The sequence below is a fragment of the Pseudomonas sp. FP198 genome, from assembly GCF_030687895.1.
Classification (GTDB): Bacteria; Pseudomonadota; Gammaproteobacteria; order Pseudomonadales; family Pseudomonadaceae; genus Aquipseudomonas.
Genome location: NZ_CP117452.1, coordinates 2,345,982 through 2,359,531 on the forward strand (window position 1 = coordinate 2,345,982; position 13,550 = coordinate 2,359,531).

Genomic DNA, 13,550 nt, shown 5'->3' on the forward strand with positions numbered 1-13,550 from the left:
AGAAGGGCGGCGTTTTTTGTCGGGCGTTTTAAGCTTTACGCTTGAACGACCGGGATGTTGGCGTTGGCAGCCGCTTCACGGAACTCGGCGATCTGGTCGAAGCTCAGGTAGCGGTATACGTCCGCTGCCATGCTGTCGATCTTGCCGGCGTATTCCATGTACTCCTCGACGGTCGGCAGGCGACCCAGGATCGACGCCACGGATGCCAGCTCAGCCGAAGCCAGGTAGACATTCGCGCCGTCACCCAGACGGTTCGGGAAGTTACGGGTCGAAGTGGAGACCACGGTGGAGTTCGGTTCCACGCGTGCCTGGTTACCCATGCACAGCGAGCAGCCTGGCATTTCCATCCGTGCACCGGCCTTGCCGTAGATGCCGTAGTAGCCTTCTTCGGTGAGCTGGTGAGCGTCCATCTTGGTCGGCGGCGACAGCCACAGACGGGTTGGCAGCTGACCCTTGACCTGATCGAGCAACTTGCCGGCAGCGCGGAAGTGACCGATGTTGGTCATGCAGGAACCGATGAACACTTCGTCGATCTTCTCGCCAGCAACGCTGGAGAGCAGGCGGGCGTCGTCCGGGTCGTTCGGCGCGCAGAGCACAGGCTCCTTGACGTCGGCCAGGTCGATTTCGATGATTTCCGCGTACTCGGCGTCCTTGTCGGCTTCCAGCAGTTCCGGGTTGGCCAGCCAGGCTTCCATCGCCTGGGCACGACGCTCCAGGGTGCGGGCATCGCCGTAGCCTTCGCCGATCATCCAGCGCAGCAGGGTGATGTTCGACTTCAGGTACTCGGCAATCGATTCCTTGGACAGCTTGATGGTGCAACCTGCGGCCGAACGTTCTGCCGAGGCGTCGGACAGTTCGAAAGCCTGCTCGACGGTCAGGGTTTCCAGGCCTTCGATTTCCAGGATGCGGCCGGAGAAGGCGTTTTTCTTGCCTTTCTTCTCGACAGTCAACAAGCCTTTCTGGATCGCGTAGTAAGGGATCGCATGGACCAGGTCACGCAGGGTGACGCCCGGTTGCAGCTTGCCCTTGAAACGCACCAGGATCGACTCGGGCATGTCCAGCGGCATCACGCCGGTGGCGGCGGCGAAGGCGACCAGGCCGGAACCGGCCGGGAACGAGATGCCGATCGGGAAACGGGTGTGGGAGTCGCCACCGGTGCCGACGGTGTCCGGCAGCAGCATGCGGTTCAGCCAGCTGTGGATGATGCCGTCGCCCGGACGCAGGGACACGCCGCCACGGGTCATGATGAAGTCTGGCAGGGTGTGGTGGGTGGTCACGTCGATCGGCTTCGGATACGCCGCGGTGTGGCAGAAGGACTGCATCACCAGGTCGGTCGAGAAGCCCAGGCACGCCAGATCTTTCAGTTCGTCACGGGTCATCGGACCGGTGGTGTCCTGGGAGCCTACGGTGGTCATCTTCGGCTCGCAGTAGGTGCCCGGGCGAACGCCGGTCACGCCGCAGGCCTTGCCGACCATTTTCTGCGCCAGGGTGAAGCCCTTGGTGCTTTCGGCTGGTGCTTCAGGCTTCTTGAACAGGTCCGAAGGTGGCAGGCCCAGCTCGGCGCGGGCTTTTTCGGTCAGGCCACGGCCGATGATCAGCGGAATACGACCGCCGGCACGGACTTCGTCAAGCAGGACCGGGGTCTTCATTTCGAAGGTGGTCAGGACTTCATCGGTGCCGTGCTTGCAGACTTTGCCAGCATGCGGGTACAGGTCGATCACGTCGCCCATGTGCATGTTCGACACATCGAATTCGATCGGCAGGGCGCCGGCGTCTTCCATGGTGTTGTAGAAAATCGGCGCGATCTTGCTGCCGAAGCAGAAACCACCGGCGCGCTTGTTCGGCACATACGGGACGTCGTCGCCGAAGAACCACAGCACCGAGTTGGTGGCGGATTTACGCGAGGAACCGGTACCGACCACGTCACCGACGTAGGCGATCGGGAAGCCTTGGCCACGCATCTCTTCGATCTGCTTCATCGGGCCGGTCTTGCCTTGCTCATCGGGCACGATGCCGTCGCGAGCCATTTTCAGCATGGCCAGGGCGTGCAGCGGGATGTCCGGGCGGGACCAGGCGTCAGGGGCAGGGGACAGGTCGTCGGTGTTGGTTTCGCCGGTGACCTTGAAGACCCGCAGGCTGATCTTGTCGGCCAGCACCGGACGGTTCTTGAACCACTCGCCGTCGGCCCAGGATTGCAGGACGGCCTTGGCGTGGACGTTGCCGTTCTTGGCTTTTTCCGCCACATCGTGGAAGGCATCGAACATCAGCAGTGTGTGCTTGAGTTCTTCGGCGGCGACCGGAGCCAGCTCGGCGTCGTCCAGCAGGTCTACCAGGGTCACGATGTTGTAGCCGCCCTGCATGGTGCCGAGCAGTTCTACAGCGCGCTTCTTGTCGATCAGAGGGGATTGGGCTTCGCCCTTGGCCAGGGCGGACAGGAAACCGGCCTTGACGTAGGCGGCTTCGTCGACTCCAGGCGGAACGCGATTGGTGATCAGGTCAACGAGGAAAGCTTCTTCGCCAGCCGGGGGATTCTTCAGCAGCTCGATCAGGCCTGCGGTTTGTTCGGCGTTAAGCGGCTGGGGAACGATACCCAGTGCTGCGCGCTCTTCGATATGTTTGCGGTAGGCTTCAAGCACAGTTATTACCCTCATCAGTGGTCCCAAATGGGTGTCCGGGACGCTCATCCAGAAACTCACGGCACTCATGCGCGTCAGGCGGCTTTTTGGGCCTCCACGCCAGAGTTGCCGGAGTTTCTCACAGAAGCTGCTTTCAAAGTTTTACGCCTGCAGAACGGGAGCTGATGAGGGTTGGCGTTGGGCTTTCCCCGCTGGAAAGACCCTTCGCCAACACCGCTCTGAAGGAACGACTGTGCTCGTGACGCTTTGAAAACAGCTTCTAACGGACATTGGCGCCTTAAAAGGCTGGCTGATTCTACGGGAAAAAAAAATTAAAGGTAAGTTGAGCCTGGAAGTTTGAGGGGTGATCAATCTTAGACAAAGGGCTAACATGCCGGCCTGTCCTGTTTTTGCGTGTGCGTTGCCTTATGCCCAACCAGCTCATCAAGACCCCCTGCGTCGGCCTCTGCTCCACTGTCTACGGCGACCTGGTGTGCCGTGGCTGCAAGCGGTTCCACCATGAAGTGATTCACTGGAACGGCTACAACGAGGAAGAGAAACGCGCGGTGTGGATGCGCCTCGAGCAACTGCTGGTGCAGGTGATGGTGGCCAAGCTGGAGGTTTTCGACCCTCAGTTGCTGCGCCAGCAACTGGAATCGCGCAAGATCCGCTTCGTGCCGCACCAGTCGGAATATTGCTGGGCCTATCAGTTGATCGCCCGGGGCGCACGGGTGATCAACAACCTGGAAGCGTACGGCATGGTGCTGCTGCCGGAATTTCGCGACTGGGAACTGCCCGACCTGCGCGATGCCATTGATCGGGAATTTTTCCTCCTGTCCGAAGCGCATTACCAGCGCTACATCGCGCCGGGGTTCTTGAAGGATGCGATCGGCGGCTGACAGGCTTTCATATATGGCAAGGTGCTTTGTACCCAGTAGCTCTTGTGGCGAGGGAGCTTGCTCCCGCTGGGTTGCGAATCGACCCTCGCCCTTGATCCTGAATAATTTCTGAATCTGGAAAATCCAGGCGTCTGCTGCGCAGCCGAGCGGGAGCAAGCTCCCTCGCCACAAGAGCTGATCGTTCAAGCCTTTTTATTCTTTGGCCGCCATTTCCACCAGATGATCCTCCACCTCCTGCGGCTTGAGCACCAGCACGTCGCTTTCCAGCGTATCGAGCACGGCTTCGGCGGTGTTGCCGATCAGCACCCCTGACAAACCCGAGCGGGCCACGGTGCCGATCACGGTGACAGCGGCCTGGAGCTTGTGGGCCATGTATGGAATCAGGACATCCGCCGGGCCTTCCTGGATATGCAGGTGCTCGTCATCAATGTCGAATTCGGCCTGGAAAGCCCGGCATTGCTCACGGTAGCGCGCCTCGATGGTTTCCTTGAGCTGGAAGGTCGGGTCGGCGGACGAGAGCATCGGCGACGGGTGGGCGCTGATGACATGCAGGTGCGCCTTGGCGAGGAGGGCGATGTCGTAGCCATGGTCGATAATCGTCGAGTGCAGGTGGCGGTGCTCGCCGTCGGCATTGCCCACGTCGACCGCGGCCAGAATCACCCGGTCTTTCCAGGATCCCGACGTCTTGACCAGCAGCACCGGAGTCGGGCAATGGCGCAGCAGTTTCCAGTCGGCCGGGGTCAGCAGGGCTTTTTTCAAGGGGCTGTCGGGGAAGTGCTGCTTGATGACCAGGCCGCAGCCTTCGGCCTGCTGCACGTCGATGATGGTTTCGTAGAGACTTTCGTTCCAGGCCTGCTCGGTGGTCACGCTGTAGCCGTCGGCCGCCAGTGCGGCCTTCAGGACGCTGAGCATCCCGGCATGGTCATGGTGTTTGTCGCAGACCAGCAAGTGCAAATGGGCCTGGGTCACGCCGGCGATCAGTTTGGCGCGCTTGAGTGCCAGGCTTTCCGAATGTTCGGGTTCGATGACCACGAGGATGCTGCGAATGGCTTGCATGATCGGCGTCTCCAGCAATGAAAAGGCACGGCGTTGCTCAACTATAGTTGTTCTGCACGGCTCGTCGACTTGATGCATATCAACGCCGGTGGCTGGTGGTCTGGGGGCAGGCCGGTATAATCGGCGCCCTTCGCTCGACTACCTTTGCCCGTGAGTCTCATGATCCTTCCCGAAATCCACGAATTCCTCGGCTGCCGCACCCCCGATGCCTGGGTCCAGGCGGCGCTGGCCGACCAGGAAACGTTGCTGATCGACCACAAGAACTGTGAATTCAAGGCCGCCAGCACTGCCTTGAGCCTGATCGCCAAATATCACTCCCATGTCGACCTGATCAATATGATGTCGCGCCTGGCCCGGGAAGAACTGGTGCATCACGAGCAGGTCATGCGCCTGATGAAAAAACGCAAGGTCGCCCTGCGCCAGCTCTCCGCCGGGCGCTACGCTTCGGGCCTGCGTAAAGTGGTGCGCAGCCACGAACCGGTAAAACTGGTGGATACCCTGGTGGTCGGCGCTTTTATCGAAGCCCGCAGTTGCGAGCGTTTCGAGGCCCTGGTGCCGCATCTGGACGAGGAGCTGGGCAAGTTCTATTTCGGCCTGCTGAAAAGCGAGGCCCGGCATTTTCAGGGGTACCTGAAGCTGGCCTACCAGTATGGCGACGCCAAGGATATTGCCCAGGTCATAGAGAGGGTCGGCGAGGCGGAGCGCGAGTTGATCGAATCAACGGACGTGGAGTTTCGGTTCCACAGTGGTGTGCCTGCGCTTTAGGACTGTGGTGTTCATGACGGCGCCATCGCGAGCAAGCTCGCTCCCACATTGGACTCTCGTTAAACAAGAATCCTGCGTTCTTCCCGAATGCCTTGTGGGAGCCAGCTTGCTCGCGATAGGGCCCAAAGCCGCGCTGCATCTCAACGGGTCAAACCCAGGCGTTCATGCCACTGGGCAATCGATTCTTCGGGGTACACGTCGAACTGCTGGTCGCCCGAGCGCGCCTCGACCTCTACCCATGGCGCCTTGGAACCCAGCATCAGATGGGTGCGTTCAGGGGGCACCGGCAGCGGCGTATCGATGGCAGAGGCAAATGGGTGGATCAATTCCGGCCATTCAGGGCTGAACAACCATAATCCCGAGCCGCACAGCGAGCAGAAATGCCGTTCGGCACTGCTGCGGTGGGCGCGTTTGTCGCCCTCGTCCTTGAGCCGCGCATGGTAGATCGAGATGTGCTTGCGACCCTGCACCTTCAGGCTCGTGGCGTCTCCCCCCAGGTTGATCGCATAACCGCCGCCGCCCTGGGTCTTGCGGCAGATCGAGCAATAGCAACGCTGATAGGGGTAGGGGTGGGCGCAATCCAGGCTGAATGACACGGCGCCGCAGTGGCAGGATCCTTCGAGCTGCATGGGAGACTCTCCAAACAGGGACTGAGTACTCTGGACAACTTCGATGGGGCTATGTTCTGAGTTCAGCGTTGATGAGCTGACGCTTTCGCGAGCAGGCTCGCTCCCACAGGGGATTTGTGGATTTCCCGATTCCAATGTGGGAGCGAGCCTGCTCGCGAAAGCGTCCCCTGGACCTGGAAGCCAACATCACTTGGGCACCCGCCACAGATACCACGCCGCCACCGTACGATAGGGGCTCCAGGCCCGGCCGATTTCGCTCATCTGTCTGGAGCTCGGTTGGGTTTCCAGCCCTTTGAGCCGCCGATAACCCTCGCGAACCCCAAAATCATCCGCCGGCAGGATATCCGGCCGTTCCAGGCTATAGATCAACAGCATCTCCACGGTCCAGCGTCCGACGCCGCGCAGGGTGACCAGGCGCTTGATCAGTGCTTCATCGTCCATGGCCTGCGCCGTGGCGTAATCCGGCACGATGCCGTCCAGCGTGGCCTGGGCGATACCCTGGAGGGTGGCGATCTTGCTGGCTGAAAATCCACAACCGCGCAATTGCGCGACATCAGTTGCCAGTATCTGCTCAGGCCCGGGAAACGTCCCCGATGGGTAGAGTCCGAGCAGCCGGCCGAGAATCGCGTCCCCGGCCTTGGCATGCAGTTGCTGATAGGCAATCGCCCGCATCAGCGCCTCATACGGATCCCGGGCCGGTTTGGGTTGCAGAAGGCAAGGGCCGATCGACTCGATATGGCGTCGCCAGTCTTCGTCCTGGCCTGCCAGGAAAATGCTTGCTTGCGAATAAGGCGCCGCCATCAGTCAAAACGCCAAAGGCAACGAAACCTGCACCGCGGCTCGCTCCAGACGTAACAGAAACGCCTTGCGCGGCTGGCCGCCACCATAACCGGTCAAAGAGCCATCTGCCCCAATCACCCGATGACAAGGGATGACGATGGCCAGTCGGTTCTGTCCATTGGCCAGGCCCACGGCGCGGCTGGCGCCAGGGCTGCCCAGTGCGTTGGCGACGGCGCCGTAGCTGCGGGTTTCGCCGTAGGGAATTTTCTGCAGCTCGGCCCAGACCCTGGCCGCGAAGGCGCTGCCAGGCATGTGCAACGGGACGTTGAAAACCGTGAGCTTGCCGGCGAAATAGTCGGCCAGCTCGCTTTCGATCTGTTGCAGATGCGCGTTGTGGCCCGGCGCGACCGTGTAGCCGTAGCGTTGCTGCAGTTCCTCCAGTTCCTTGGTCAAGGCCGGCCGATCGAGAAACTCCAGCAGTACCAGGCCGCGACGTTCGGCCATGGCCAGCATCGGGCCCAATGGCGTGGTCAGACGGGTGAACAGCAAGGGTTCGCTGAGGCCGGCGCGGCCCGGTGTGATATGGAAGGATTTGACGAAGGCATCACGAAATCCGCTCAGGGACTCGTAGCCGGAATCGAACGCCGCGTTATCGATCGAGGCGCCTTCCTTGATTCCGCCCAGGGCGATGCCCAGGCGCCGGGTGCGCAGGTAGGCGTGGAAGGTCATGCCGAAATGCTGTTTGAACCAGCGGCGCAATTTCAGCGGTTCGATGCCTTGTTCCAGCAGCAGGGCGTCGGTCCAGCGCAGGTCTGGCTCGGCGTCGACGGCTTTGAGCAATGCCTGGATCCAGTCCGGGGCAATGGCGGCGGCATCCAGCGGCTTGCAACGCAGGCACGCCCGATAGCCGGCGGACATCGCCTCGTCGGCGTGGGCAAAGAACTCGACGTTCTCCGGCTTTGGCTTGCGTGCCGTGCAGCTGGGGCGACAGAAAATACCGGTGGTCTTGACCGCGGTGAAAAACACCCCCTCGTAGGCGGTGTCTCGTTCGAGCATGGCGCGGACCATTTCGGCGTGGGGCGGTAGGAGCGAGTCTTGTCGGTTCATGGGAGGAGCATAGAGCCGTGGCCGAAAGCCCTCCACCGAAAAATCGACAGCAAATTTGCGGATATCAATATTTCCAGAACACCGGCGTGAACAGCACCAGCACCGTCAGGATCTCCAGCCGTCCCAGCAGCATGCCGATGGTCAGCAGCCATTTTGCCGCGTCCGGCAAGGTCGAGAAGTTGCCAGCCGGGCCGATGATGTTGCCCAAGCCCGGACCCACGTTGCAGACGGCAGTGGCGGCACCGGTCAAGGCGGTCGTCCAGTCCAGGCCGATCAGGGCCAGACCCAGGGCGATGGCGCCGATCGTGATGGTGAAGAAGAACGAGAACGTCAGCAGCGAGCGAACGATTTCCTCGTCGATGGGATGGTTGTTGTATTTCTTCTGAATCACCGCCCGGGGGTGGATCAGTTGCTTCAAGCTGCCCATCAGCAGCACCCTGGCGACTTGAAAGCGAAAAATCTTCAGGCCCCCGGCCGTGGATCCCGAACAGCCGCCGACGAACGTCAGGTAAAAGAACAGCAGCAGGGCGAAGCTGCCCCACAGCGTGTAGTCACCCAACGCCACGCCGGTGGTCGTGACGACGGAAGTGACGTTGACCGCCACGATACGGACCGCATCCGACCACGCATGGTCGCTGTTAAGGCTCAGCCAGGTACCCACCAGCAGCCATGTCACGACCAGGAAGCCGATGAAGCCCCGGACTTGCTGGTCCTTGAGCAGGGCGCGCCGATGGCCCCGCAATGTCGCGACATACAGCGTGAAGGGCAGCGATCCTGCCATCATGACGACCACTGACACCCAATGAACCGCCGGTTGGGGCCAGTGCGCCAGGGATGAATCGGAGGTGGAAAAACCTCCGGTGGAAATCAGTGACATTGCATGGTTGATCGCCTCGAAAGGCGTCATGCCCGCAAGCCACAGCCCCAACGTCGAGAGCACGGTCAAGCCGACGTAGATCCACAGGATGTAATTGGCCGCGACGTGAGAGCGCGGCGTGACTTTCTCCGACCAGTCCGAAGATTCGGTCTGGAACAGCCGCATGCCGCCGACCCGCAGCAGCGGCAGGACCGCCACGGCCATGCCGATAAAGCCGATTCCGCCGAGCCAGTGCAGCATTGACCGCCAGATCAACAGGCCGGGCGATGCGCTATCCAACCCGGTCAGGATGGTCGAGCCGGTGGTGGTGATGCCCGACATGGTCTCGAAAAATGCATCGGTGTAGCTGATGTGCTGGATGAACACCATCGGCAGGGCGGCGAATGCGCAGACAATTACCCAACTGGCGGTGGTGAGCAGGTACATTTCCCTGGGACGCATATGGACGTGGTCCGGCCTTCCACGGGCCACCAATGCCACACCGCAGACGAAGGTGATCAGGCTCGACCATAGAAATGCCGACAAGTCATCGTTGCGCTCGTAGAACATCAACGTAAACAGCGGAATCGCCATGCTGATCGCAAGGGTGATCAGGAAAATCCCGAGGATGAAACCGATGAGACGCAGAACCGCTATGGACATGGATAACGCCTGATTCAAAAAGCTGCCCAGTATCGATTTGGTGAATCGCTTACCGCGTAAAATTTGCGTAAAAAAATGAAGCGGAAGTGCTCGACGACAAAGGCAGTTTTCTTCAATACCCGAGCAGGCGACCCCTTTACCTTGAGGCCTCTTTCCTGAACTGAAGAAGATATGTGATGAGCTTGATATTTTCCATGGCCGCCTTTGCCCTGGTGGCTTCCATTACTCCGGGCCCGGTCAATATCGTCGCCCTCAGCTCCGGTGCCCGCTACGGGTTTCGCGCCACCTTGCGCCATGTCGCCGGCGCCACCCTCGGGTTTGTCCTGCTGCTGGTCTTGATGGGATTGGGCTTGCACGAAGTATTGCAGCGCTGGCCCGGGCTCACGCGTGTGGTGCAACTGGCTGGTGTGGCGTTCCTGTTGTACATGGCCTGGAAACTGGCGGTGGACAATGGCGAGCTGGGTGACCGGGACGAAGGGCGCGCGCCTTCGATGTTCCATGGCGCGCTGATGCAGTGGCTCAACCCCAAGGCGTGGCTGGCTTGCGTGGCGGGGATGGGCGCCTTCGTGGCCGACGGCGAGGCGCGGCTGGTGTGGCAGTTTGCGGCGATCTACCTTGTCATCTGCTACGTCTCGGTGGGTTGCTGGGCCTATGCGGGCAGCTTCCTGCGTACGTGGCTGGGTAACCCGGCGACCATGCGCCTGTTCAATCGATTGATGGCGGCGTTGTTGGTGGCGAGCGCGGTTTATTTGCTGTTGCCTTGATTCGAGCAAGGGTTGTTAGGTGATGGCGCTTTTTGTGGCGAGGGAGCTTGCTCCCGCTCGACTGCGCAGCAGTCGCCAGGTTTTGGGGCTACTGCGTAGCCCAGCGGGAGCAAGCTCCCTCGCCACGGAGTCAAGTGGCTACATCAGCCGCGGTATTGCCCGGGGGTAGCCGCCAGGTGTTGCTTGAACGCCCGTTGGAAGTGCGCCTGATCGGCAAACCCGCTGTCCAGCGCCACATCGGCAATCAGCTTGCCCTCGCGCAGTTGACGGCGGGCGAACTGGATGCGCCGGTTGATCAGGAAGGCATGCGGTGTCATGCCGTAGTGGCGCTTGAAAGCCCGGCTCAAATAAGACGGCGAAAGCTGCGCGAAGGCGCAGATATCCTCGAGCTTGAGGGCTTCGGTGCAATGGTCGTGAATGAACTGCGCCGCCCGCATCAGCGCCGGGTGGCTGCCACGCTCCGGGCGTCCGGCCGGGTTGAGTCGATGCTGGAGATCGGTGAAAAACGTCTCGGCGGCGACTTGCTTGCCGCTGGCATCGATATGTTCAGCCACCAGCGTTTCGTAGAGCCCGCACAGGCCGGAGAAAAGCGCGACATCACGGCTATGGGTTGTGTCGAATGCCTGGAAGTCCAGCGAGAGGGCAAAGCCGATACGGCGTTGCAGATCCCGCAGCCATTGGGTGTCGACATACAGCATCACATAAGACCAGGGCTGATCGTCGATCGGATTGCAAGCATGGACGTCGCCGGGATTCATCAGCACTACCGTGCCGCTCTGGACCTGGAACCGCGATTGTTCGTGCAGGTAGGTGCTGCGTCCGGCGGTGATCGCGCCGATGGAAAAGTGATCATGGGAATGACGCGAATAACAGACCTTGCGGCCATCGGCGATGGCCCGGGCCTCGATGAAAGGCAGCGCCGCGTCGCGCCAGAAGCGTGGAGCGGCGTCGTGGTTGGCGGGCTTCATCGGTCAGTGTCCTGTTTTGTTGGCTGTGCCTGAGTGTATGCGTCCGTGCCGGAAAATGCCCGTTCGAGTTCGCTCCGGTCTGGGCTAGACTCCAATGAGTTCCGCCAACGGAGTTACCGATGCTAGCGCCAGGCAAACCTGACAACGAAGCCGTTCGCCTCAAACAATTGCGGTCGCTCAAACTGCTTGATACCCCTCCCGAGGAGCGGTTTGACCGCCTGACCCGTCTCGCCCGGCGTCTGTTCAACGTGCCGATCGCGCTGGTTTCGCTGGTGGACGCCAATCGCCAATGGTTCAAGTCCAATGCCGGCCTGGAAACCAGTGAAACCCCGCGCGAGGTGTCCTTCTGCGGGCATGCGATCTTGCAGGACGAGATCATGGAGATTTGCGACGCGGAACATGATGTGCGGTTCCACGATAATCCGTTGGTCAAGGGCCAACCTGGCATCCGCTTCTATGCGGGACATCCGCTGGGGCTGGACGATGGCAGCAAGATGGGCACCCTGTGCTTGTTGGACACCCAGCCGCGCACCCTCAACGACGACGAACGTGAGCTGCTGCGCGATCTGGCGAGCATGGCCGAGCAGGAGCTGGTTGCCGTGCAGATGGCCAGCATGGATGAATTGACGCTGCTCTCCAATCGGCGCGGCTTCATGACGCTGGCCCAGCACGCGCTGAGTGTCTGCAGCCGTCTTTCGCGACCGGCGACACTGCTGTTTTTCGATCTCAACGACTTCAAGCCGATCAACGATCGCTTCGGGCATGCCGAGGGTGACGGCGCGCTGAAGACGTTCGCCGACGTATTGCGCATTGCCTTTCGTGAAAGCGACGTGATCGGTCGCCTGGGCGGAGACGAGTTCGTCGCCTTGCTCACCGGCGCCTCCCATGTCGAGACGACAGCAATCATGACGCGGCTCAGGGAAATGCTCGATGAGCGCAACACAACGTTGCAGCGTGGCTATGCCATTGACTTCAGCGTGGGCCAGATCGAATACGACCCCGAGCGGCATGCGTCGATCGACAGCCTTCTGGCGGAGGCAGATGCGGCGATGTATGCGCAGAAGCAGGGGCGGCGCAATAGCCCAAGCTGATTGAGCGGCCCGCCGACATCACCTCAACTGACCCACCGTCTTCGCGAGCAGGCTCGCTCCCACAGGATTCTGGTTGTGTCCGGATACTCCGGATGGCGCAGCTCCAATGTGGGAGCGAGCCTGCTCGCGAAGAGGCCAGCCCATTCAGCATCCCTGTCGACTGACCCACCGCCTTCGCGAGCAAGCTCGCTCCCACAGGATTTTGTGTTGTGCCTGGATACTTCGGATGACGCAGCACCAATGTGGGAGCGAGCCTGCTCGCGAAGAGGCCAGCCCATTCAGCATCCCTGTCGACTGACCCACCGCCTTCGCGAGCAGGCTCGCTCCCACCTGGTTTTGTGTCGTGCCTGGACACGCCGGATGACCCAGCTCCACTGTGGGAGCGAGCTTGCTCGCGAAGAGGCCAGCCCATTCAGCATCCCGTCGACTGAAACACCGCCATCGCGAGCAAGCTCGAGGAGTTCTCTGGAGGCGTGTTCACTCCCTTCAAGGCTATCGGTCATTGGCTACTTGGCAAAGGCAAGCCTACGAGTGTTCGACTCGACAGAATCGGGATCAGCCCAGCGCCGAACAAGATTCCCGACCTGATGGCGGTTATCAATACTGCAGGGGTAGGGATAACCAGTGTCAATATGAGGGTTCCCTATTCCACGGCTCAGGATTCGAATATCGCAAGGATCTACCTTGGAAACATCACGCTTCAAATAACCGGTCAGGTGATCCGTAACACCTCGGGTAGCCTGTCGTTTACAGGGACTGCCAAGGCTTTCTCGGATCGTTATGACGCAAATGCCAGCAATCATCGTTCGGTACTTGATGAAAAAGCGACGACGGCACTGCATCAAGTGGGGCGAGTTGCCCGAGCGCAGGACTATGAAATACGAATTACTGGCGAGCTTCCGATCAATTTTTCAAGGTGACCCACCATGATACGCAGCGAGAAAAGACTGGGCGCCGCTATCCTTTGCCTATTGGCGGCCTGTGCACTGCTGTTTTTCTTTCCCGCAGACAGCGTGGTGGAGAATCCCAAAGATCTCAACGACACACGGGGTGTGCCGGCTGTTTCGATCTACCTGGTCTTGTTGATCATATTGACTGCGGCATCATTGGCCCTGACCGGAATAGGCAGTATTGCCCAGAGGTTTCTCAGGCTCCGGCCTTTCAGACTGCGTATCAGCGTGTATGCGCTTGCCAATATTCCCCTTGTTTCAACGTCGCTGCTGGGGGTGTTGGTCTCCCTGGCCTACCTGTATGACGCTGTGGCGGGAATAATGGCGGCGTTGTTGTTCCTGCTCGCCTTTGCCTTCGTGTTGTTGGCCGTCCCCCAAAAGCCGCAATAAAAAACGCCGCTTGGCCT

General features: G+C 60.6%; 13 protein-coding genes. 6 read left to right on the plus strand and 7 right to left on the minus strand.

Annotation, left to right across the window (positions count from 1 at the left end):
• Positions 1–35: 35 nt before the first annotated feature.
• Positions 36–2,636 carry a bifunctional aconitate hydratase 2/2-methylisocitrate dehydratase gene (acnB, locus tag PSH78_RS10905; protein ID WP_305501222.1) on the minus strand — a complete coding sequence of 867 codons (2,601 nt, stop codon included), beginning with the start codon at positions 2,634–2,636 and terminating at the stop codon, positions 36–38.
• A 407-nt stretch (positions 2,637–3,043) separates the two neighbouring features.
• Between acnB and PSH78_RS10910 the strand changes: the two genes are divergently transcribed.
• Entirely contained in the window at positions 3,044–3,514 is a 471-nt protein-coding gene (locus PSH78_RS10910; RefSeq protein ID WP_305500411.1) for a DUF1289 domain-containing protein, read from the plus strand.
• A gap of 192 nt (positions 3,515–3,706) precedes the next feature.
• Here the strand turns inward: PSH78_RS10910 and PSH78_RS10915 are convergent, their stop codons facing one another.
• A complete protein-coding gene (locus tag PSH78_RS10915; RefSeq protein ID WP_305500413.1) occupies positions 3,707–4,570 on the minus strand; it encodes a universal stress protein in 864 nt (287 codons plus the stop codon).
• A 159-nt stretch (positions 4,571–4,729) separates the two neighbouring features.
• Here PSH78_RS10915 and PSH78_RS10920 point away from each other — a divergent pair, with 159 nt between their 5' ends.
• The gene (locus PSH78_RS10920; RefSeq protein WP_305500414.1) at positions 4,730–5,335 is read left to right on the plus strand and encodes a tRNA-(ms[2]io[6]A)-hydroxylase; all 606 of its coding nucleotides are present in this window, start codon (positions 4,730–4,732) and stop codon (positions 5,333–5,335) included.
• Positions 5,336–5,475: 140 nt separating this feature from the next.
• Here the strand turns inward: PSH78_RS10920 and PSH78_RS10925 are convergent, their stop codons facing one another.
• The 4 genes from PSH78_RS10925 to PSH78_RS10940 all read right to left on the minus strand — a co-directional run bounded on the left by PSH78_RS10925 (position 5,476) and on the right by PSH78_RS10940 (position 9,370).
• The gene (locus PSH78_RS10925; RefSeq protein WP_305500416.1) at positions 5,476–5,964 is read right to left on the minus strand and encodes a GFA family protein; all 489 of its coding nucleotides are present in this window, start codon (positions 5,962–5,964) and stop codon (positions 5,476–5,478) included.
• Between the two features lie 186 nt (positions 5,965–6,150).
• On the minus strand, positions 6,151–6,765 hold the full coding sequence (locus tag PSH78_RS10930; protein WP_305500418.1) for a DNA-3-methyladenine glycosylase: 615 nt from the start codon (positions 6,763–6,765) through the stop codon (positions 6,151–6,153).
• A gap of 3 nt (positions 6,766–6,768) precedes the next feature.
• Entirely contained in the window at positions 6,769–7,851 is a 1,083-nt protein-coding gene (locus PSH78_RS10935; protein ID WP_305500420.1) for a bifunctional transcriptional activator/DNA repair enzyme AdaA, read from the minus strand.
• Positions 7,852–7,915: 64 nt separating this feature from the next.
• Positions 7,916–9,370 (minus strand): TrkH family potassium uptake protein, encoded by a 1,455-nt coding sequence (locus tag PSH78_RS10940; RefSeq protein ID WP_305500421.1) that lies wholly within the window; start codon positions 9,368–9,370, stop codon positions 7,916–7,918.
• 176 nt (positions 9,371–9,546) lie between these two features.
• Here PSH78_RS10940 and PSH78_RS10945 point away from each other — a divergent pair, with 176 nt between their 5' ends.
• Positions 9,547–10,134, plus strand: a complete 588-nt coding sequence (locus tag PSH78_RS10945; RefSeq protein WP_305500422.1) for a LysE family translocator — start codon at positions 9,547–9,549, stop codon at positions 10,132–10,134.
• Positions 10,135–10,277: 143 nt separating this feature from the next.
• Here the strand turns inward: PSH78_RS10945 and PSH78_RS10950 are convergent, their stop codons facing one another.
• The gene (locus PSH78_RS10950; RefSeq protein ID WP_305500424.1) at positions 10,278–11,102 is read right to left on the minus strand and encodes an AraC family transcriptional regulator; all 825 of its coding nucleotides are present in this window, start codon (positions 11,100–11,102) and stop codon (positions 10,278–10,280) included.
• 119 nt (positions 11,103–11,221) lie between these two features.
• Here PSH78_RS10950 and PSH78_RS10955 point away from each other — a divergent pair, with 119 nt between their 5' ends.
• The 3 genes from PSH78_RS10955 to PSH78_RS10965 all read left to right on the plus strand — a co-directional run bounded on the left by PSH78_RS10955 (position 11,222) and on the right by PSH78_RS10965 (position 13,533).
• A complete protein-coding gene (locus PSH78_RS10955) occupies positions 11,222–12,193 on the plus strand; it encodes a diguanylate cyclase (RefSeq protein ID WP_305500426.1) in 972 nt (323 codons plus the stop codon).
• A 473-nt stretch (positions 12,194–12,666) separates the two neighbouring features.
• Positions 12,667–13,113 (plus strand): lipid II-degrading bacteriocin, encoded by a 447-nt coding sequence (locus PSH78_RS10960; protein WP_305500427.1) that lies wholly within the window; start codon positions 12,667–12,669, stop codon positions 13,111–13,113.
• A 6-nt stretch (positions 13,114–13,119) separates the two neighbouring features.
• Complete coding sequence (locus tag PSH78_RS10965) at positions 13,120–13,533, plus strand: hypothetical protein (protein WP_305500429.1); 414 nt, start codon at positions 13,120–13,122, stop codon at positions 13,531–13,533.
• The last annotated feature ends 17 nt before the right edge of the window (positions 13,534–13,550 follow it).

Bases quoted from the DNA above. Each gene is read 5' to 3' on its own strand.
- PSH78_RS10910 (WP_305500411.1), top strand. From the start codon at position 3,044: ATGCCCAACCAGCTCATCAAGACCCCCTGCGTCGGCCTCTGCTCCACT.
- PSH78_RS10915 (WP_305500413.1), bottom strand. From the start codon at position 4,570: ATGCAAGCCATTCGCAGCATCCTCGTGGTCATCGAACCCGAACATTCG.
- PSH78_RS10920 (WP_305500414.1), top strand. From the start codon at position 4,730: ATGATCCTTCCCGAAATCCACGAATTCCTCGGCTGCCGCACCCCCGAT.
- PSH78_RS10925 (WP_305500416.1), bottom strand. From the start codon at position 5,964: ATGCAGCTCGAAGGATCCTGCCACTGCGGCGCCGTGTCATTCAGCCTG.
- PSH78_RS10930 (WP_305500418.1), bottom strand. From the start codon at position 6,765: ATGGCGGCGCCTTATTCGCAAGCAAGCATTTTCCTGGCAGGCCAGGAC.
- PSH78_RS10935 (WP_305500420.1), bottom strand. From the start codon at position 7,851: ATGAACCGACAAGACTCGCTCCTACCGCCCCACGCCGAAATGGTCCGC.
- PSH78_RS10940 (WP_305500421.1), bottom strand. From the start codon at position 9,370: ATGTCCATAGCGGTTCTGCGTCTCATCGGTTTCATCCTCGGGATTTTC.
- PSH78_RS10945 (WP_305500422.1), top strand. From the start codon at position 9,547: ATGAGCTTGATATTTTCCATGGCCGCCTTTGCCCTGGTGGCTTCCATT.
- PSH78_RS10950 (WP_305500424.1), bottom strand. From the start codon at position 11,102: ATGAAGCCCGCCAACCACGACGCCGCTCCACGCTTCTGGCGCGACGCG.
- PSH78_RS10955 (WP_305500426.1), top strand. From the start codon at position 11,222: ATGCTAGCGCCAGGCAAACCTGACAACGAAGCCGTTCGCCTCAAACAA.
- PSH78_RS10965 (WP_305500429.1), top strand. From the start codon at position 13,120: ATGATACGCAGCGAGAAAAGACTGGGCGCCGCTATCCTTTGCCTATTG.